This is a genomic window from Streptomyces sp. NPDC049597 (genome assembly GCF_040675505.1).
Taxonomy (GTDB): domain Bacteria; phylum Actinomycetota; class Actinomycetes; order Streptomycetales; family Streptomycetaceae; genus Streptomyces.
Map to the genome: position 1 here is coordinate 747,344 of NZ_JBFAOY010000001.1, position 16,475 is coordinate 763,818.

A 16,475-nucleotide genomic window follows, 5' to 3' on the forward strand; every position below is an offset into this window, starting at 1 on the left:
ACCGTGGCGCTGAAGCCCGAGCCGACCGCGCCGTTCCATTCGGTGCAGTACGTCCTGCGCGTCCTGGAGACCGTCTCCAAGCACGGTGGCGGTGTCACCGACGTCCAGATCGCACGTGAGACCGGCCTGCCCACCGGCCATCTCGCTCCCATGCTCGCCATGCTCCGCCGCGAGGGATACGTGGAGCAGGTCGCCGACGGCGCGTACGTGATCGGCGACTCCATGGTCCTGCTCGGCTCCGGTGCCACGCGCAAGGCGGCCCTGGAGGCCAAGCTCCAGGAGACCCTGACCGAGCTGCGCGACTCGGTGGGCGCCGCCGTCTACATCAGCCGCTACATCGACGGCGAGGTCAAGATCACCCAGTTCGCCGACAGCCCGCGCACGCCGAAGGTGAACGAGTGGGTGGACTTCCGCTCGGCCGCCCACGCCAGCGCGGTCGGCAAGTGCCTGCTGACCCAGCTCGACGTGAACGGCCGCCGCGATCACCTCTCGCGCCACAAGATCGCGCGCCTGACCTCGCGGACGATCACCAGCGAGCGGCTGCTCTTCTCGAAGCTGGACGCCCAGCCGCCGACCGTCCCCGTCCTCGACCTGCAGGAATACGCGGTGGGCACGGTCTGCGCCGCGGTGCCGCTGACAGCGGGCTCGGCCGTGGGCTGCCTGGCGCTCTCCCTGCCCATCGAACACGCCCACCGCCTGCGCTCGGCGGCGGACACGCTCAACCGCAGGGCCGCCCCGGTGGTGCTCTCGCTGGCGATCTAGGACCCCGGCCGGCCCCGGGTGGTCAGGAGCACCCCCGGGGACCAGGTACTATTAATGAGTCAGCCGCTCCGAGCGGCAGGCAAAGAGGCGCCGCTAGCTCAGTTGGTTAGAGCAGCTGACTCTTAATCAGCGGGTCCGGGGTTCGAGTCCCTGGCGGCGCACCCACAGCGAAGGACCCCTCGCCCCAGGCGAGGGGTCCTTCGGCATGTTCAGGTCACGGTGGCGGCGGCCGACGCCGCCACACCGAAGACGGCCACCGCGTGGTAGTACGTCCAGGCGGTCGAACGGCACGAGGTGCGGGTCGCGCCCGAGTACCGGGCGCACACCCGCCTCATGTCCGCGTAGAACGCCGAGTCGAGCCGCGTCCTGTTGGCCGCGAACGTGCCGGCCGCCTTGTAGTTGCGGTAGCCGAAGTCATGGCGGGCGCAGGCCGTCCCGAACGGGAAACCGAGCGGGTTGTCCGGGGACACGGAGCAGTAGTCCGTGGACCAGTTGAATCCGTAGGCGCTCCAGACGCTCTGGTTCGCCCGGGCGGCCGACCAGGCGTTGTAGCTGGTGACACTGGTCTGCGTCCAGGAACTGAGGACCTGGGGCTTGTCCGCCGGCACGGCCGCCGCGGCGGATGCGGGCAGGAGCGCGGCGGGCACCGCGAGAGCGGTGGCTGCGAGAGAAAGGGCGAGTCGGCGACGCATGCAGAACCTCCGGACGCAGAGCGGGAGTTGGTGCACGCACGTGGCCTGTCCACGGCGGATACAGACTCCCGCCCGACGCGCGTCCCGCACAGCGTGTACACGCCGATCGAAAGGGTGAACTTCTCCCGACGCGCCGTCACACGAGGACGGTTCGGGAAAGGGACGGGGCGCGGCCCGGGCGGACTCTCGCTGTCGGCGGTCCGCAGTACGGGGGCAGGGCCTGCCCTGCCCCCGTGACGGAGCGCCCGGTGGCGTCCGGCGCTCAGAACTGGACGTCGGAGCAGGCGTAGAACGCGTTGGCCGTGTCGTGGACGGTCCACACCGCGAGGATCAGATGGCGTCCACTGCGCTGGGGCAGGTTGCCGGAGTGGGTGAGCGTCGCCGGCGGCTGCTGACCGCCGTAGGGCACGGTCAGGAAGGGCTGGGACTCGAGGGCGGCCCGGGTCAGCGGCTGGCTGGGGTTCCAGCCGGCCTTGGTGATGAAGTACTTGAAGTCGGTGGTGCGGTGCCTGGCGGTGAACTGCCACCGGAAGGTGTAGTTCTGGCCGGATCCGACCCTGGTCGTGGGCCAGGCGCCGCCCCGCGGGTCGTCGAGCTGGGCGAACTGCGACAGACCCGCCGAGCAGATCCTGCCGTCGGCGGGACCGGCGGCGGGGAATCCCTTGGGGCCCTCGACACTCTGCGGTTCCCACTGGATGGGACCGCAGTTGCTCACGGTGCCGTTGGCACAGAGCTTCTGGCGGCTGATGGGTGAGTCGGTGTAGCCGTGGCTGCTGGCGCTGCCGGTGGCGAGCAGGGTGGCGCCCGCCACGGCGAGGCCGACCACGGCCGCACCTGTCTTCTTTCGCATGCTGGCTCCAGGAAGAACGTGGGGGAGTTCCGTGGGATGTGCGGCACGCGTGCGGTAGTACCTATTCCGGTCTAGACCAAGTTCCAATGTATGGACGGGAGTTCATCATGTCCAGACCAATCACAAGAGCGCGTGTCAGCCGTCCGCGCCCTGGGCCCGGCCCGTGTAGAAGGCAACGGTCAGGTCCTTCACCAGTGCCTTGCGCTCGTAGTCGTCCGGCTCGATGAGCCCCCGGCCGGTGAGCCGGCCCACCGTGTCCTCCACCGCGTCGACCACCGAGGTGAGGACGGTGTCGCGGTGGCGTGCGTCGAGCACCGCGATCCGGCGGCGCTGCATGGCGTCCGCCACCTCCGGCGCGTAGTCGATCACCGTCGGCTGGGCCGTGAAGATCTCGATGCCCACCGGGGCGCACTCGGCCGCGAGAGCCTTCGTCAGCGTGGCCCCCACCTTCTCCGTGTCGCGCAGCGTGGGGACGGCCTCCCCGATGGGCGTCCCCACGTCGAGGACGGAGGGAGCGTCGGCGGGCAGCTGCGAGAGCACCCGGGCGGTGGCCGACTCGACCTGCTCCCTGAGGAACGCCTCGTGGTCCTCGACGCCGAGGACCGCCCGCGCGGCGTCCTTGACGCGCCACACGACCAGCACCACCACCCGCAGTGCCGTGCCCTCGGCGTCGTGGACGGGCATCGGCTCGCTGCGCCAGTGCCGCAGCCGTACGTCGACGCGGCGGCGCAGCACCAGCGGGCTCATCCACACCAGTCCCGTACGGCGCACGCTGCCCCGGTAGTCGCCGCAGAGGGTGAGGACCCAGGCATGGCCGACGATCCCTCGGCCGAGTCCGCCGAGCCCGAACAGCGCGAGCAGGACACCGAGCGCGAGCAGGCACCACAGGCCGATGCCGATGCCCCGGTACGGCGGCGGGGTCACCCCGAACAGGGCCGCGACCACATCCGGCACGGCCCCCGTCCCCCACAGCACCGCGCCGATCCCGGCGAGCGAGAAGGTCCCGGCGACGAGCCCGGTCCAGCCGGGCAGCACGGGTCCGGGACGCTCGGCCAGGGACGGGTCGACGGGCGGCACGGACACTTCGGGAGCCGCCGGCGTCGCCGGTGCCGGCGGCGGGGTGGAGCGGCCGATCTTCGGCTGCTCGCCGGTGCCCTGCCGCCGCGAGACGACGGCGGGTCTGAGACCCGGGGGCAGCGCGAGCGGCCTCTTGTCGTCCCGGAAGAGCAGGTGCACCGGGATCTCGGTCGTCGTCTCGCCCGCGATGACGGGGCTGCGCCGCTGGCCGTCGGACGGGACCGTGCCCTCCGGCTCCGACATCGTGCTGTTCATGCCGCCTCGGCTTTCGCTCGTTGCTCGTGTCAGCTCGTACTCGTGACGCGTCGGGGGCGGGACCGGCCCGCCCGGTCAGCCTGCGGCGAAGAGCCGCCGCCAGGTCTCGGGGCCCGGGTAGCCGTCCGCCTCGGCGCCCCGCCAGCCCTGGGCGCGCTGGAACGCCTGGACGCCCAGCCGGTGGGCCTCGCTCCAGCGCGGCGAGGGGCCCGAGGTGTCGTGCCTGCCGTAGCCGCGCCGGACGAGTTGGCCGCCGAGCCGGCTGATGTGGTCGCTGGACCGGCCGGGGCGGAAGTGGTCGCGCCCGGGGAAGGCGGGCGGCCGTGCCCTGGAGCCGCCGGTCGCCGCGGCCGGGATGTCCTTGCCCCGCGCCTTCGCCAGCAGCCGCCAGGTGTGGGGCCCGGGCAGTCCGTTCGCCTCGGCGCCCCGCCAGCCCTGGGCCCGCTGGAACGCCTCGGTGGCACGCCGGTCCGCGTCGGACCAGTGCGGTCCCGGGCCGTCGGCGTAGAAGTGCTCGGCTCCGCGCGCCATCAGCATCTTCCCGAGCTCGGTGACGTACCGGTTGACGGCGCCGGGGCCGAAGGAGGCATCACCCGGGTAGGGCGCGGCCGGGCTCTTCGAGCCCGCGGTCCTCGCCGAGGCGACGACGCCCTTGTAGCGGTAGGCGACATAGCTCGCGGAGTTGTTCCAGTAGGCCATGGGAGTGGCCTGCTTGCGGGTGTGCGGCTTGGTCTGCTCGTACGCGACGTAGTAGGAGTGCGTGTAGTCGGTCCAGCCGCCGAAGATCGTGACGTGCGAACCCTTGGTGGGGTTCTTGGGGTTGTGGAAGAGCAGGATGTCGCCGGGCTGCAGGTCGTCGCGGAGGATGCGGTCGCCGAACTCGGCGAGGCTGCCCGTCCACTCGTTGCTCCCCAGGTTCCAGGCCATGGACACATAGCCGGAGCAGTCCTGGCGGTAGCCGTCCGACCAGTACTTCGACATGCTGTACGGCACCTTCGCGCCGACCCACTTCTTGGCGCGGTTGATGATCTGCGCCCGGGTCGACGCCCGCAGGCGGGACTGCCCCTGAGGGGGCTTGCCCGACGGCCCGTACAGGGGGCTCGTGCCCCCCTGCTCGGTCGACGGCCCGGGGTCCGAGGCAGGTGCGGGCGCGGGCCGCGGGGACGCGGGGGCGTCGGCCGCCGCCGTCCCCGCTCCGCCGAGGACCATCGCGGCGGCGGTGACCAGCACCAGTGCGCAGCGCCGGCGGTGGGCGGACGGGCGTGCTCCGTCGGCGAGCACCGTCCCCCGCCAAGCGCATCCGGCGCAGTCGCAGTCACCGGCGGGCTCGTACTCCTCGAAGACCGGCACGGTCATACGCGTCCCCTCCGCAGCTGCAGTCGGCGAGATCTTCTGACGGCGCCTCACGGGCCCCGCTAAATGTCCTTACTTGATGCATTTTGACCGATAGAAGGGTAAAAGCGATGATCCGACAGGCCGGGCGCGGCGGTGGAACGCGAGTGCGACGGCACGGAGCACTCCCAGGAGTCGGGTAGAGTTCTCCAGGTCAGCAGGCGCCGCTAGCTCAGTTGGTTAGAGCAGCTGACTCTTAATCAGCGGGTCCGGGGTTCGAGTCCCTGGCGGCGCACCGGCACACGAGGCCCTCGTCCGACGGACGAGGGCCTCGTGCTTTCCCGCTCGGGAGCGGGTGCGACCGCGTGACCGCCGGCCCCCGGCGGGTGACGCCGGGGGCCTGTCGCGTCGTCGGCGCGTGCCGTCAGAGACGCGGAGACCGCGTGCCCGTCAGGTACGCGGAGACGACGACGTTGGCCGTGTAGCTGCCGGTCGCCCGGTCGAAGGCGCCGCCGCAGGTGATCAGGCGCAGTTCGGCCCGCCCCTCCTCGCGGGCCCCGTAGACCGCGCGCGCGTCGAACCGCTCGCTGCCGAAGACCCGCACGTCGTCCACGGTGAACTCGGCGATCCTGCCGTCCGCACCCGTCACGTGGATCCGCTCGCCGGGCCTCGCCGCGCTCAGGTCGTAGAAGACGGCGGGCCGCGTCTCGGTGTCCACATGACCCACGAGCAGCGCCGCGCCCCGCTCGCCGGGCCGCGCGCCCCCGCCGTACCAGCCCACGGTGTCCGGCGTCTCGAAGGACGGCGGGGCGACGGCGCCCCGCTCGTCGAGGCCGCGCACGACGACGGGCGCGGACAGGCCGAGAGCGGGCATGTCGACGCGGCGGGGTTCGGCGGCGTCGAGCGGGGGGTGCGCGGGGGGCATCGGGACACCGGGCGGACGGCCGACCGCCGCCATGTCCCCCGTGGTGAGCGCCGACCTGCCGACCGCTCCCCCGGGAGCCCCGCCGCCCCACAGCCACAGGACGAGCACGAGGAACGCCCACAGCACGCCGACGACCGCCCGGACCGTGCCCGAGCCTCGGACGTCCCGCCGTGCGCGCGGCCTGGTGCCGGACATCTCAGTCGGAGTCCGTACGACGGCGGCGTACGGAGCGGACGGCGACGACGACGGCGGCGATGCCCGCGAGCACGAGACCGATCACCGTCTGGGTGGCGCTGGGGCCGGCGTCCTCGGTGTCGACGGCGGCGACGGGCGCCGCGATCGCCATCGTCCCGCCGCCGCCCGCGCGGACGGGCGCCACGGGGGACGCGTGCGCTGCTTTCACCGGCTCGGCGGTGTCCGGCAGCCGGCCGGCGACTTCGAGGCGGCCGGAGGAGGGATACTCGCGGCCGTCGCAGCGGACGCGGACGTCGTAGGCGCCGGGCCGGACATCCGGCCGCACGCTCGCCTCACCGGTCAGGCCACGGGACCCGCGCCGTGCCGTCAGCTCCGCGTCCGTCACGAAGACCTCGGATCTCGCGGTGGCGGTCGAGCGCGCGCAGCCGGTGGCGCTGATGCCGACCTTCCCTCCGGGCGCCGTCGTGGCGGGGGTGAGGATCGCTTTGGCGGAGTCGTCCGCGACGGCCGCGGTGGCGGGGGCCAGGATCAGCGCGGCGGCCACCCCGGCGGAACGGAGAGCAATCGAACCTGCACGCATCGTGAACCTCCTGACAGCCAGGTTCACGCGAGCGGGCCGATCCCGCATCCGCAGAGGGGGCCGCCGCGTCCGCGACGGGGCCCTGACCTAGACGCGATCCACCAGGTCGGCGATCGAGTCGACGACCTTCGACGGCCGGAACGGGTACTGCTCCACCAGGGCGGGCGTCGTGGACCCGGTGAGGACCAGGAACGTCTCCATGCCGGCCTCCAGACCCGCGAGGACGTCGGTGTCCATACGATCGCCGATCATGGCACTGGTCTCGGAGTGCGCGCCGATCGCGTTGAGCCCGGTCCGCATCATCAGCGGGTTGGGCTTGCCCGCGAAGTACGGCTCCTTGCCGGTCGCCTTGGTGATCAGCGCGGCCACCGAGCCGGTCGCCGGGAGCGGACCCTCGGTGGAGGGCCCGGTGTTGTCCGGGTTGGTGCAGATGAACCGGGCGCCCGCGTTGATCAGCCGGATCGCCTTCGTCAGCGACTCGAAGCTGTACGTGCGCGTCTCGCCGAGCACGACGTAGTCCGGCTCGTGGTCGGTGAGCACGTAGCCGATGTCGTGCAGCGCCGTGGTCAGGCCCGCCTCGCCGATGACGTACGCGGTGCCGCCGGGGCGCTGGTCGTCGAGGAACCGTGCGGTGGCGAGCGCCGAGGTCCAGATGTTCTCGACCGGTACGTCGAGGCCCATACGGGCGAGCCGGGCGTGCAGGTCGCGCGCCGTGTAGATGGAGTTGTTGGTGAGCACCAGGAACGGCTTCCCGGTCTCCCGCAGCTTCTTGATGAAGGCGTCCGCGCCCGGGATCGGTACGCCCTCGTGGATGAGGACACCGTCCATGTCGGTGAGCCAGGACTCGATCGGCTTGCGCTCTGCCATGTGGCGGACTCCTGCCGTGCAAACGTGCGTGCTGGGGGCGCCGCGACAGCACTGTGGCGACGCCCCACAGCCTAATCAGGAAGCCTCGATCCTGACCCCGTCGATCACCGGCTCTGGAACCGGCGCAGCGGAAGCGGAAGCTCACGGGCTGGGCCGCAGCCGCGGCCCTGCCGACGCAGGCGCGCCCTTCGGCAGCAGCTCGCGCAGCGCCTGACGGACCGTCTGGCGCGAGAGCTCGTCACGTGGACGGTCAGCGTCGGCGAGCCCACAAGCGGCGCGACATCAGCAGTAGCAGCCCGGTGCCGAGCGCGATGACCGCGCCCGCTGCGGCGACCCGGACGGCGGTCCGGGAGCCGGTGGTGGCGAGCTCGTCGAGGGAGCGGGCGAGGGCCGAGCCCTCGGGGGCCTCCTTGACGTCGAAGCGGTAGTCGCCGGACGCGCCGACCCAGTCGCCGTCGTTGCCCTTGCGCTGGACGACCGCGGCGTTCACGGTGACGGTGTTGGGCGCGGTGTCGGCGGCGAGCGCGAGGCGGACCTTGACGGTCACGGTCTTCCCGGCCGGTACGACGAAGCCGCGGAAGCCGTCGTCGAAGGCGCCGACGATCTCGTCCTGGCTGGTGCGCTCCAACGCGACGGGCCGCCAGCGTCCGGCGTCCTCGTCGCGGAACTGGACGTCGACCTTGTCGGCGGTCAGGCCGGGGCCTCGGCCGGTGAGGATGACCACGGGGTGGATGCGGTGGCACAACTCCCGGGTGGTGTTGGTGAGATCGAGCTTCACGCTCTGGAATCCGCCCCCGGGGTGGACGGTGCGCGGGCCGCCGTGGATCCGGGTCCGGATGGGGAAGTCGGGGTCGGCGGCCTTGCCACAGGTGGGCTGCTGGTCGGCGGGCCGCTCCCCGGACCGGTCCTCCCCCACGGACGCGCCGCCGACACGGTCGGCGTCCTCGGCACGGGGCACGCTCCGTACAGCGGCCGCCGGAGCGGTCTTCGCCGCATGGTGGGCGGCGGGCGCGGCGAGGGCCGTCGCGGGGGACACGGCCGTCAGCGCCGCTGTCGCGGCTGTGAGGGCGAGGGCGTTGCGCAGTCGCATTTGGGGCCTTTGCTTGCTCGCGTACCGCCGGGGGGGGGAGGCCCGCGTCGTGGCGTGGGCTCTGCCAATCGTGGCCCGCGTCGGCCCGCCCTGTACGGTCGCGTACCGCCGAACAGCGGCCCCGTACCCCTCCCGTCAGCGCTTTCTCATTCACCCTCGTTGGCCGCGAAGGCCGCCCGCGCCCGGCCGAACACCGGAGCCAGCACCAGCTGCGCCGCCCCCTCCGCGACCGTGCGCCCCCCACCGCCCGCCGTCGTCACCGGCACCCGGCTGCGCGCCGCGAGCACCGCGCCCACCCCGCGGACGAACTCCCCTTCCGCCGCGTCCACCACCCGGCCCCCGAGCACCACCCGGTCGATGTCGAGCAGTTCGACCAGGTTGGCGGCGCCGACGCCGAGCACCCGCGCCGCGCCCGCGATGTCGCCGCGGGCGACGGCGGCCAGGCACAGCGCCTCGACGCAGCCGCGGTTGCCGCAGCCGCATCGAGGCCCGTCGAGCTGGACGACCTGGTGCCCGAACTCCCCCGCACCCGTCCGCGCGCCCCGGTAGAGCTCGCCGCCGAGCACGAGTCCTGCGCCGAGTCCCGTACCGAGGTGGAGGTAGGCGAAGGAGTCGCCGGGGCCGCGCAGCGCAAGGCCGAGGGCGGCGGCGTTGGTGTCCTTGTCGAGGACCACGGGCAGCCGCAGCCGCGCGGCGAGCTCGTCGCGCAGCGGGTAGCCGTCCCACTCGGGGAAGCCGGTGACGCGGTGCGGCACTCCGGTGGCGTGGTCGAGCGGCCCGGGCATGGCCACGCCGACGCCGAGCACCCGGGGCCCGCCGCGGCCCCCCGCCCCGTCGATCAGCTCCCGTACCTCCCCGGCGGCCCCCGCCAGCACCGCGTCGGCGCCCGCGCCCAGGTCCAGGGGGCTCGTGCGGGTCGCCACACGCGCGCCCGACAGGTCCAGCAGGACCGCCGTCAGCTCGTCGCGGTCCAGGTGCAGGCCCACCGCGTGGCCCGCCGCCGGCAGCAGCCGCAGCACCGTGCGCGGCTTGCCGCCCGTGGAGGCGCGGCGGCCGGCCTCCGCGGCCAGGCCCTCCTCGCGCAGACGCCCGACGATCTTGCTGACGGCCTGCGGGGTCAGACCGGTGCCCTCGGCGAGCTCGATGCGGCTGATGCCGGCCTCTCCGGCCGTGCGCAGCAGGTCGAGCACCAGCGCCGCGTTGTGGCTGCGCAGAGCGGGAAGGTTCACTCCGGCCCCGCCGCCCCTCACATCGGCGCCGTCGCCTCGTTTCATTTCCGCCTCCGCCCTCGTCACCCTCCCATTCTCCGCAGCGGTTGCACTTTGGCAACAGCGTTGCTTAAGTGGAGCCATGACTGGATCCGGCTCCCCCCTCCGCGTCGGACTCGTGGGCTACGGCCTGGCGGGCTCCGTCTTCCACGCCCCACTGATCGCCACCACCGACGGCCTCGTCATCGACACGGTCGTCACCTCCAGCGAGGAGCGCCGGGCTCAGGCCCGCGCCGCACTCGGTGACGGGGTGCGCTTCGCGGCGGCCCCCGACGAGCTGTGGGAGCGGGCGGACGAGCTGGACCTCGTCGTCGTCGCCTCGCCGAACAAGACGCACGTCCCGATCGCGACCGCCGCCCTGGAGGCCGGTCTCGCCGTGGTCGTGGACAAGCCGGTCGCCGGCACCGCCGCGGAGGCGCGCGCGCTGGCGGCCCTCGCCGACGACCGCGGCCTGATGCTCTCGGTCTTCCAGAACCGCCGCTGGGACAACGACTTCCTCACCCTCCGCCGCCTCGTCGCCGGCGGCGAGCTCGGCGACGTCCAGCGGTTCGAGTCCCGTTTCGAACGCTGGCGCCCGCGGCTCAAGGGCGGCTGGCGCGAGTCGGGCGACCCGGCCGAGATCGGCGGCCTGCTGTACGACCTGGGCAGCCACGTCGTCGACCAGGCGCTGACCCTGTTCGGCCCCGCCGCGCGGGTGTACGCGGAGTCCGATGTGCGCCGCCCCGGTGCCGCGGCCGACGACGACACCTTCATCGCGATCACGCACGAGGGCGGCGTCCGCTCGCACCTGTACATGAGCGCGACCACCGCCCAGCTCGGTCCCCGTTTCCGGGTTCTCGGCTCGAAGGCCGGGTACGTGAAGTACGGGCTGGACCCGCAGGAGGCCGACCTGCGCGAGGGCAGGCTGCCGGGCGGCGGCGAGCCCTGGGGCGTGGAGCCGGAGGCGCTGTGGGGCCGCATCGGCGCCGGTGAGTCCCCGGTCACGGGCGGAGGCGCCCCGGTCGAGACCCTGCCGGGCGACTACCCCGCCTACTACGCGGCCGTCGCCGCCGCGGTGCGCGACAAGACCGCCCCGCCGGTGACCGCGCTCGAGGCGGCCGCCGCCCTTGACGTCCTGGAAGCCGCCCGCCGCTCCGCCCGCGACGGCGTCACCGTGGAGATCACCGCATGAGCACTCCCCGCCAGCACCTCACCGTCGACGAGATCGTCGAGCAGGAACGGCGGCTGACGCTGCACCACTTCACGCACGACGACGCCTGGAAGCTGGGCAGCCTGCTCGTCGAGATGGCGCACCTGCGCGGCGCGCCCGTCGCGATCGACATCCGGCGCGGCGCCCAGCAGCTGTTCCACTGCGCCCTGCCGGGCTCCAGCGCCGACAACGACGCGTGGATCGACCGCAAGCGCCGTGTCGTCGAGCGCTACGGCGAGAGCTCGTACCTCGTGGGGGCACGGCACCGCGCCAAGGGCACGACGTTCGAGGAGTCCTCGCGTCTGGACCCGGACGTGTACGCGGCACACGGCGGCTCCTTCCCGATCACGATCGAGGGGGCCGGCGTCGTCGGCACGGTCACGGTCTCCGGCCTGCCGCAGGCCGAGGACCACGCGATGGTGGTCGAGGCGCTGGAGCGGTTCGCCGCGCACGCCGACGGTTCGAGCGGTACGGCCGGGCCGCCTTCCTGACCCGCCGCACCGCCCGCGCCCTCCGTCCCGGCAGCGCGAGCAGCGCTCACCCATGCCCCGGCCGCAACCGGGCAGGCAGCGCTCACCGTGCCGCCGGACCATGCCCCGGCCGCATCGGGCCGGGGTCGCTCACCGTGCCGCCGGCCCGCTCGGGCCGGGGTCGCTCACCGTGCCGCCGGCCCGCTCGGCCGCTACGCGTCCTTGAGCTCCTGGCGCTGCCGTCCGAGCCCCTCGATCTCCAGCTCCACCACGTCGCCGGCGCGCAGGAACGGCTTGGGCTCCGGCTGCCCGAGCGCGACGCCCGCCGGCGTACCGGTGTTGACGACGTCGCCCGGGTACAGGGTCATGAACCGGCTGAGGTAGCGGACGACATCGGCCACCGGGAAGATCTGGTCGGCGGTGGTGCCGTCCTGCTTGAGCTCGCCGTTCACCCAGAGCCTGAGCCGCAGCGCCTGCGGGTCGGCCACCTCCTCGGCGGTCACGAGCCAGGGCCCGAGCGGGTTGAACGTCTCGCAGTTCTTGCCCTTGTCCCAGGTGCCGCCGCGCTCGATCTGGAACTCGCGCTCGGAGACGTCGTGGGCGACCGCGTACCCGGCGACGTACGACAGCGGGTCCTCGTCGTCGGCGATGTAGCGCGCCGTACGTCCGATCACCACCGCGAGCTCGACCTCCCAGTCGGTCTTGCGGCTGCCGCGCGGTACGAGCACGGTGTCGTCCGGGCCGACGACCGTGTCCGCCGCCTTGAGGAAGACGACGGGCTCGGCCGGCGGCTCGGCGCCGGTCTCGGCGGCGTGGTCGTGGTAGTTCAGCCCGATGCACACGACCTTGCCGACACGGGCCAGCGGCGGACCGATCCGGAGCCCGGCGGCGTCGAGTACGGGCAGGTCACCGGCTTCGGCCGCGGCCCGGATCCGGTCGAGGGCGGCGGCGTCCGCGAGCAGCGGGCCGTCGATGTCCGCGACGAGGCCGGACAGGTCGCGCAGGGTCACCCCGTCCTCGTCGAGCAGGGCGGGGCGCTCGGCGCCCGCCGTACCGACACGCAGCAACTTCATGGTTTGTCTCCCCTGGTCGAGTGCGTCGAGTGCCGACCCGGCCCGACAGGTGCGGCCGTCGGAGGATCAAAGGGTTGGCTGATCCTCCAAGACATCTGACCACCCCGCAAGACCGTGTTCACAACCTGGACCCTTACGAGTCGGTAGCCGGCGCACGAACGGGAGCCGGACGACGCGGCTGGGGGGAGACGCGGCGCGCGGCGGTCTCTTTCACCGGTGCCGCACATCCAGCATTCGGCGGTGCGGGCGCGGTCGTGCTCGGCCCCGCCGAGGAGCGGGGCCGCGGCGAGAGCGTTCCCACCAGCTGCGGAGCACGGGCTCGGGCGCGGTCGTGCTCGGCCCAGGCACGGCGGTCGCCCGGCGGTCGTCGCCGTGACAGGCGCCAGTCACCGGGCCCCGTCGTGCCGGGCGTCGCCGTGACAGGCCTCGTCACCGGGCCCCGTCCTGCCGGGCCTCGCCGGGACAGGCTCGACCGCCTGCTACACCACTGAAGCCGGCGCCCCGGCGCTCGGCACGTCCCGGTACAGGAACACGCGCTCGGCCGCGGACCACGTGGTGCTGGTGACGACGTACAGCGCGGCCGCGAGCGGCACGACGGCGACGGTGATCAGCGTGGCGAACGACATCAGCGGCACGATCTTGAACATCACGCCCATGCCCGGCACCTGCTCCCCCACCGCCGCGGGCGCCGCCGCCATCTGACACTTGGTGTGCCGGTAGCTGAACGTCGCCACGGCGGCGACGATCCCGAAGAGGGCCAGGTACACGAGCCCGGCACCGCCGAGCACGCCGCCGTCCGCCAGCGCGTCCGTCCAGCGCCCGCCGAGCGGGGCGGCGACGAGGGTGTGGTCGAGCAGCCCGTTCGGCTCGCCGCCGATCCGCGCGCCGGAGAACAGGCGGTACATGAGGAAGAACGCCGGCAGTTGGAGCAGGGACGGCAGGAAGCCGGAGAACGGCGACACCTTCTGCCGCGCGTAGAGCTCCGTCGCGGCCGCCACCAGCCGGTCCCGGTCGCTCCCGTGCTTCTCCCGCAGCTCGGCGAGCTGCGGCGCGAGCCGGGCGCGGGCCTTTTGACCGCGGGCGGCCGAGCGGGACAGCGGATGAATGGCGAGCCGCACGAGCGCGGTGAAGACGACGATGGCGGCGGCGGTGGCCGAGGCGGCGAACAGCGGGTGGAGCAGGTCGGCGAGGCGCTCGACGAGATCGGCGAATACGGACATGGGTGGGCCCCTCCGGGGGTGGTGTCGTGCCGGGGATCGGGTCATGCGGGCATGGCGGCATGACGGCCCGTGGAGGGACCTCGCGGGGATCTGCTGTCGCTACACGGCCGCCGGGAGGCGGCGGCCGGGGGCGCGGGGGCGCGTACGGCCCCGGGCGTCGGGGTCGCGCTGCGGGAGGAAGGCGGTGCGCTGCTCGCGGTCGCGGATCGCCGTGCGCACCCGGGTGCGCGGCACGGCGGGCACGCAGCGGGCGCTGATGACGGCACAGACGACGAGTGCGGAACCGGCCGCCGCGGTGGCGGTCGCGGCGAGCGCGACGGCGGCGGTGAGACCGGCGCCGTCGACGAGAACGGCCTCGACGACGACCTCGACGAGGAGGAACAGCAGGAGCACGGCGGGACGGAACACGCTTGTCATGCGAGCGGACACGCGTCCCCCTTCCTCCCGTTCGTGACGTCCGGCTCTTCCGTCCATGTACACGAGTGGCGGAGCCGTCGGGTTCCCAAGTGCTCGGGAAAACCGGCGGACAGCGCTTTCACCCCGCCTCGGCCACTAGTTCAACACGCAACACCGTTGCCATCACGTTACGTGTGCGGCTCTTGACGCCCAGCAGTGACAGAGAGTTGGCTTTGCGCCACCTCGGCCGAAAATAGGCGGCCTGTCCTGGAGGTTGGTTTCCACAAATGAACAGAAGTGCGCGTAGTGCCGTGGCGGCCGCTTCAGCCTCTGTCCTCGCCTTCTCGCTGGCCGGCTGCGGCAGCGAGGAGCACACCGGCGTGATCAGCAACGACATCGTCGTGGGTCTGCTTCTCCCGGACAGGGCCGCGGCGCGCTACGAGAAGTTCGACCGGCCGGTCATCGAGGACAAGGTCGACAGGCTGACGATCGGCGAGGGCAAGGTCGTCTACGCCAACGCCAACCAGGACGCCGCGCTCCAGGCCCTCCAGGTCCAGAACATGATCGAGGACGAGGTCGACGTGCTGATCCTGGACGCCGTCGACGCCAAGGCCATAGCCGGCAGCGTCGAGAAGGCCGAGAAGGCCGGCATCCCGGTGGTCGCCTTCGACCGCCTCGCCGAGGGCCCGATCGACGCCTACACCTCGTTCGACAACGAAGAGGTCGGCCACGTCCAGGGCAAGGCCCTGCTGAAGGCGCTCGGCAACAAGGCCGAGAACCGCCGGATCGTCATGGTGAACGGCGCCCTCACGGACCCGAACGCCGCGCTGTTCAAGAAGGGCGCCCACGCCGAACTCGACGGCAAGGTCACGATCGGCAAGGAGTACGACACCGAGGAGTGGAAGCCGGAGAACGCCGAGGCCAACATGAAGGCCGCGATCGAGGAACTCGGCCCCCACGCCATCGACGGCGTCTACTCCGCGAACGACGGCATGGCGGGCGGCGTCATCGCCGCCCTCAAGGCCGCGGGCGTCACCAAGCTCCCGCCGGTCACCGGCCAGGATGCCGAACTCGCCGCCGTACAGCGCATCGTCGCGGGCGAGCAGCACATGAGCGTCTACAAGCCGTACGCGCCGGAGGCCGCCGCCGCGGCCGAGATGGCGGTGGCGCTCGCGAAGGGCGAGTCGCTTCACACCGTCGCCCAGACGCACGTGGACAGCCCGACCACCAAGGACATCCCCTCCGTCCTGGTCCCGGTCATCGCCCTGACCCAGGCCAACATCGAGGAGACGGTCATCAGGGACGGCATCTTCACGGCCGAGGAGATCTGCACCCCGACGTACGCGGCCGCGTGCGCGAAGCTGGCCATCGGCTGACCGGCGACCCGACCGGGACGGGCGCCTGAACCTGCCCCACGCCGGTCAACGGGGCCGCACGGAGGTCAGCTTCGCCCAGACCACCAGTCGGTAGCGGGAGCTGAACTCGGGGGTGCAGGTCGTCATCGTGAGGTAGTGGCCGGGCTCGCCGTAACCGGCGGAGGGCCGCACGAGGCTGCGCGGCACCGGCGCGATGACGCCGGTGTCGCGGGGCGTCGTCCGAGCGAGCCTGCGGTCCACCGCGTAGTCGAAGATCCCCTCGCGGGTCTCGACCCGCACCATGTCACCGGAGCGCAGCCGGTCGATGTACCGGAAGGGCTCGCCGTGGGTGTTGCGGTGCCCGGCGACGGCGAAGTTCCCGGCCCGACCGGGCCGCGCCGTGCCCGGATAGTGCCCGATGTACCCCTTGTCGAGAACATCGCTTCTGCCGATGCCCTGCGCGACGGGGGCGACGACGCCGAGGCGGGGGATGCGAAGGACGGCGTACGCACGGTCCCAGCGGGGCGTTTCGTCCGGTTCAGGAGATATCTGCCTGCCTCGTCGCGTCGGCACCTGAGTCCTGTCCGAAGCCGCTGCCTCCCGCCCCCAGTCCCGCTCCAGGGCCCGGACCTGGCGCTCCGCACCCCGCCTGGCCTGCTGGTTGGTCCACCAGAGCTGGTGGACGACGAGGAGGAGGACGACGACTCCGAGCGTGACGGTCACCTCGGCGGCGGCCCACAGCCCGCGGGCGAGCGCCGCCCGCGCCCGCCGCCGTCCTGCCCCGCGCCTCTGCCGCACGGGCGCAGAGTAGGACCGGGGGCGTCAACTCACCAGTGGCGAGGGCCACTCCGTACCGCTCGCCGTGACACGGCACACCGC

General features: G+C 72.9%; 17 protein-coding genes and 2 tRNA genes. 6 read left to right on the forward strand and 13 right to left on the reverse strand.

What is annotated here, in order from left to right; genetic code table 11:
* Positions 1-3 precede the first annotated feature (3 nt).
* Both AB0K02_RS03330 and AB0K02_RS03335 read left to right on the forward strand, forming a co-directional pair.
* Positions 4-762 (forward strand): IclR family transcriptional regulator C-terminal domain-containing protein, encoded by a 759-nt coding sequence (locus AB0K02_RS03330; protein ID WP_365990610.1) that lies wholly within the window; start codon positions 4-6, stop codon positions 760-762.
* Between the two features lie 87 nt (positions 763-849).
* Positions 850-923: transfer RNA gene (locus AB0K02_RS03335), tRNA-Lys, on the forward strand.
* 48 nt (positions 924-971) lie between these two features.
* On the opposite strand, the gene AB0K02_RS03340 is transcribed toward AB0K02_RS03335, so the two are convergent.
* The 4 genes from AB0K02_RS03340 to AB0K02_RS03355 form a co-directional block, all read right to left on the reverse strand.
* The gene (locus AB0K02_RS03340) at positions 972-1,454 is read right to left on the reverse strand and encodes a phospholipase (RefSeq protein ID WP_365990611.1); all 483 of its coding nucleotides are present in this window, start codon (positions 1,452-1,454) and stop codon (positions 972-974) included.
* Positions 1,455-1,716: 262 nt separating this feature from the next.
* Positions 1,717-2,304, reverse strand: coding sequence for a lytic polysaccharide monooxygenase (locus tag AB0K02_RS03345; protein ID WP_365990612.1), 588 nt, complete (start codon positions 2,302-2,304; stop codon positions 1,717-1,719).
* Between the two features lie 135 nt (positions 2,305-2,439).
* The gene (locus AB0K02_RS03350) at positions 2,440-3,636 is read right to left on the reverse strand and encodes an SPFH domain-containing protein (protein WP_365990613.1); all 1,197 of its coding nucleotides are present in this window, start codon (positions 3,634-3,636) and stop codon (positions 2,440-2,442) included.
* Between the two features lie 75 nt (positions 3,637-3,711).
* Positions 3,712-4,992 (reverse strand): peptidoglycan-binding protein, encoded by a 1,281-nt coding sequence (locus AB0K02_RS03355; protein ID WP_365990614.1) that lies wholly within the window; start codon positions 4,990-4,992, stop codon positions 3,712-3,714.
* Between the two features lie 197 nt (positions 4,993-5,189).
* On the opposite strand from AB0K02_RS03355, the gene AB0K02_RS03360 reads away from it, so the two are divergent.
* Positions 5,190-5,263 (forward strand) — tRNA-Lys (locus AB0K02_RS03360).
* 129 nt (positions 5,264-5,392) lie between these two features.
* On the opposite strand, the gene AB0K02_RS03365 is transcribed toward AB0K02_RS03360, so the two are convergent.
* The 5 genes from AB0K02_RS03365 to AB0K02_RS03385 form a co-directional block, all read right to left on the reverse strand.
* Positions 5,393-6,088, reverse strand: coding sequence for a class F sortase (locus tag AB0K02_RS03365; RefSeq protein ID WP_365990615.1), 696 nt, complete (start codon positions 6,086-6,088; stop codon positions 5,393-5,395).
* 1 nt (position 6,089) lies between these two features.
* Entirely contained in the window at positions 6,090-6,668 is a 579-nt protein-coding gene (locus AB0K02_RS03370) for a hypothetical protein (RefSeq protein WP_365990616.1), read from the reverse strand.
* Between the two features lie 87 nt (positions 6,669-6,755).
* Entirely contained in the window at positions 6,756-7,535 is a 780-nt protein-coding gene (locus AB0K02_RS03375) for an HAD-IIA family hydrolase (RefSeq protein WP_365990617.1), read from the reverse strand.
* Positions 7,536-7,785: 250 nt separating this feature from the next.
* A complete protein-coding gene (locus tag AB0K02_RS03380; RefSeq protein ID WP_365990618.1) occupies positions 7,786-8,625 on the reverse strand; it encodes a hypothetical protein in 840 nt (279 codons plus the stop codon).
* A gap of 146 nt (positions 8,626-8,771) precedes the next feature.
* Entirely contained in the window at positions 8,772-9,899 is a 1,128-nt protein-coding gene (locus AB0K02_RS03385) for an ROK family transcriptional regulator (protein WP_365990619.1), read from the reverse strand.
* Between the two features lie 76 nt (positions 9,900-9,975).
* Between AB0K02_RS03385 and AB0K02_RS03390 the strand changes: the two genes are divergently transcribed.
* Both AB0K02_RS03390 and AB0K02_RS03395 read left to right on the forward strand, forming a co-directional pair.
* Positions 9,976-11,064: a Gfo/Idh/MocA family oxidoreductase gene (locus AB0K02_RS03390; RefSeq protein ID WP_365990620.1), complete on the forward strand. Its 1,089-nt coding sequence runs from the start codon at positions 9,976-9,978 to the stop codon at positions 11,062-11,064.
* The gene (locus tag AB0K02_RS03395; RefSeq protein ID WP_365990621.1) at positions 11,061-11,573 is read left to right on the forward strand and encodes a heme-degrading domain-containing protein; all 513 of its coding nucleotides are present in this window, start codon (positions 11,061-11,063) and stop codon (positions 11,571-11,573) included. The genes AB0K02_RS03390 and AB0K02_RS03395 overlap by 4 nt, the downstream gene beginning before the upstream one ends.
* Before the next feature lie 191 nt (positions 11,574-11,764).
* Here AB0K02_RS03395 and AB0K02_RS03400 read toward each other — a convergent pair whose 3' ends face one another.
* The 3 genes from AB0K02_RS03400 to AB0K02_RS03410 form a co-directional block, all read right to left on the reverse strand.
* A complete protein-coding gene (locus AB0K02_RS03400) occupies positions 11,765-12,625 on the reverse strand; it encodes a fumarylacetoacetate hydrolase family protein (protein ID WP_365990622.1) in 861 nt (286 codons plus the stop codon).
* 479 nt (positions 12,626-13,104) lie between these two features.
* Positions 13,105-13,845 carry a membrane protein insertase YidC gene (gene yidC, locus AB0K02_RS03405; RefSeq protein WP_365990623.1) on the reverse strand — a complete coding sequence of 247 codons (741 nt, stop codon included), beginning with the start codon at positions 13,843-13,845 and terminating at the stop codon, positions 13,105-13,107.
* 99 nt (positions 13,846-13,944) lie between these two features.
* The gene (locus AB0K02_RS03410; protein WP_365990749.1) at positions 13,945-14,262 is read right to left on the reverse strand and encodes a DUF6412 domain-containing protein; all 318 of its coding nucleotides are present in this window, start codon (positions 14,260-14,262) and stop codon (positions 13,945-13,947) included.
* 266 nt (positions 14,263-14,528) lie between these two features.
* Here AB0K02_RS03410 and AB0K02_RS03415 point away from each other — a divergent pair, with 266 nt between their 5' ends.
* On the forward strand, positions 14,529-15,617 hold the full coding sequence (locus AB0K02_RS03415; RefSeq protein ID WP_365990624.1) for a substrate-binding domain-containing protein: 1,089 nt from the start codon (positions 14,529-14,531) through the stop codon (positions 15,615-15,617).
* Positions 15,618-15,662: 45 nt separating this feature from the next.
* On the opposite strand, the gene AB0K02_RS03420 is transcribed toward AB0K02_RS03415, so the two are convergent.
* The gene (locus AB0K02_RS03420) at positions 15,663-16,394 is read right to left on the reverse strand and encodes a class E sortase (protein WP_365990625.1); all 732 of its coding nucleotides are present in this window, start codon (positions 16,392-16,394) and stop codon (positions 15,663-15,665) included.
* Positions 16,395-16,475 lie beyond the last annotated feature (81 nt).

Bases quoted from the DNA above. Each gene is read 5' to 3' on its own strand.
- AB0K02_RS03350 (WP_365990613.1), bottom strand. From the start codon at position 3,636: ATGAACAGCACGATGTCGGAGCCGGAGGGCACGGTCCCGTCCGACGGC.
- AB0K02_RS03375 (WP_365990617.1), bottom strand. From the start codon at position 7,535: ATGGCAGAGCGCAAGCCGATCGAGTCCTGGCTCACCGACATGGACGGT.
- AB0K02_RS03385 (WP_365990619.1), bottom strand. From the start codon at position 9,899: ATGAAACGAGGCGACGGCGCCGATGTGAGGGGCGGCGGGGCCGGAGTG.
- AB0K02_RS03415 (WP_365990624.1), top strand. From the start codon at position 14,529: ATGAACAGAAGTGCGCGTAGTGCCGTGGCGGCCGCTTCAGCCTCTGTC.
- AB0K02_RS03400 (WP_365990622.1), bottom strand. From the start codon at position 12,625: ATGAAGTTGCTGCGTGTCGGTACGGCGGGCGCCGAGCGCCCCGCCCTG.
- AB0K02_RS03365 (WP_365990615.1), bottom strand. From the start codon at position 6,088: ATGTCCGGCACCAGGCCGCGCGCACGGCGGGACGTCCGAGGCTCGGGC.
- AB0K02_RS03380 (WP_365990618.1), bottom strand. From the start codon at position 8,625: ATGCGACTGCGCAACGCCCTCGCCCTCACAGCCGCGACAGCGGCGCTG.
- AB0K02_RS03395 (WP_365990621.1), top strand. From the start codon at position 11,061: ATGAGCACTCCCCGCCAGCACCTCACCGTCGACGAGATCGTCGAGCAG.
- AB0K02_RS03390 (WP_365990620.1), top strand. From the start codon at position 9,976: ATGACTGGATCCGGCTCCCCCCTCCGCGTCGGACTCGTGGGCTACGGC.
- AB0K02_RS03340 (WP_365990611.1), bottom strand. From the start codon at position 1,454: ATGCGTCGCCGACTCGCCCTTTCTCTCGCAGCCACCGCTCTCGCGGTG.
- yidC (WP_365990623.1), bottom strand. From the start codon at position 13,845: ATGTCCGTATTCGCCGATCTCGTCGAGCGCCTCGCCGACCTGCTCCAC.
- AB0K02_RS03370 (WP_365990616.1), bottom strand. From the start codon at position 6,668: ATGCGTGCAGGTTCGATTGCTCTCCGTTCCGCCGGGGTGGCCGCCGCG.
- AB0K02_RS03345 (WP_365990612.1), bottom strand. From the start codon at position 2,304: ATGCGAAAGAAGACAGGTGCGGCCGTGGTCGGCCTCGCCGTGGCGGGC.
- AB0K02_RS03410 (WP_365990749.1), bottom strand. From the start codon at position 14,262: ATGACAAGCGTGTTCCGTCCCGCCGTGCTCCTGCTGTTCCTCCTCGTC.
- AB0K02_RS03355 (WP_365990614.1), bottom strand. From the start codon at position 4,992: ATGACCGTGCCGGTCTTCGAGGAGTACGAGCCCGCCGGTGACTGCGAC.